The 1,391-nt window shown below is 38.5% G+C and carries 1 protein-coding gene; it reads left to right on the top strand.

Going from position 1 to position 1,391, the window contains the following annotated elements; genetic code table 11:
- The first annotated feature begins 73 nt into the window (after positions 1-73).
- Complete coding sequence (locus FTV32_RS17100) at positions 74-1,378, top strand: IS4 family transposase (protein ID WP_035269493.1); 1,305 nt, start codon at positions 74-76, stop codon at positions 1,376-1,378.
- Positions 1,379-1,391: the final 13 nt, after the last annotated feature.

The raw sequence follows: 1,391 nt of genomic DNA, 5'->3' as shown, positions 1-1,391 counted from the left end.
TAATGCCAGTCAGTTAAGCAAATATTAGAAAAATGTAGTAAAAATGAGTGTATGTAAATACGCTCATTTTTTTATGTCTTTATCTGAACATTTAGAATCCACTCTTGAACATGCTCTCCCATCACTTAGCCATTTTTGTGAACTTATTGACTTAAATTGGATTGAAACATCTCTGCATCAAACAGGTAAGGCATCGATCAGAAGGAGAAAATTACCTGCTGAGCACGTGGTTTGGCTTGTTCTTGGGCTTGCCTTGTTTCGCAATCAACCCATCAGCTATGTGGTAGAACAATTAAAACTCGTGTTTGGTACAACAGATTATTGTGTTCCTAGTGCAGCTGTCCAAGCTCGACAACGTTTAGGTCGAGAACCCTTAGCTGCCTTATTCTCCTTAATCAGCCAAGCATGGTTTGATGAATCACAACAACAATATTCAACCTTTCAAGGTCTTAGTGTATGTGCTGTTGACGGGGTGGTTTGGTCTATGCCACTGACCAAGGAGAATTTTAATCATTTTGGCTCATCTAAAGGTAAAACTGCTGTAGCACCTTACCCACAAGTTAGAGCCACGTGTCTAGTGAATACCAATACTCATGAAATCATAGATGCCCAAATAGGCAGTATGGATCAAGGTGAACTCACATTAGCAAATCAATTATCTCCTCCAGCACAAAGTATTACTTTGTTTGATCGAGCTTATTTCTCTGCTGATTTTTTAATAGGCTGGCAAACACGTGGAGAATCAAGCCACTGGCTTATGCGAGCTAAAGATAATTTACGTTATGACATAATTAAACGGAATTCCCCACATGATTTTCATATCAGGATGCCAATATCAGCAAGAGCCAAAAAACTTAATCCAGCATTAGGAGATTACTGGGAAGCACGTTTAATTGAAGTTGAGCAGGCAGGAAAAATCCGCCGTTATATCACTTCATTATTAGATTCAAAGACATACCCACTTATAGCCTTGGCAAAGTTATATGCTCAGCGTTGGGAAATTGAAATGTGTTACCGAGAAATTAAAAGCAATTTACAGGAAGGTAAGCACTTAAGGAGCAAACAGCCAGACTTAATTTATCAAGAATTATGGGGTGTCTTGATTGCTTATAATGTTCTAAGAAGACAAATGAAATATATGGCTCAACGTGCCAAAGTAAGCCCGTTGAGGATCAGTTTTCATATTGCATCTATTGCCCTTCTTAATTTACTCAGATTCGACTCTTTGGCTTCTGCAGGTAATCTACCCAAACATCTGGAAAGTTTAATGGAGAAATCTAATCGGTATGTTATACCTGAGAGAAGAGTGAGGAGTTATCCAAGGGTTGTAAAAGGAAAACCTCAAAAATACCCAAGAAAAAGCCAGTCAATCTCTTAACTGACTGGCATTA

This window comes from Acinetobacter sp. YH16032, from assembly GCF_013417345.1.
GTDB lineage: Bacteria > Pseudomonadota > Gammaproteobacteria > Pseudomonadales > Moraxellaceae > Acinetobacter.
Note: the sequence above shows the minus strand (reverse complement) of the source record. Positions and strands in the feature narration are given on the sequence as shown.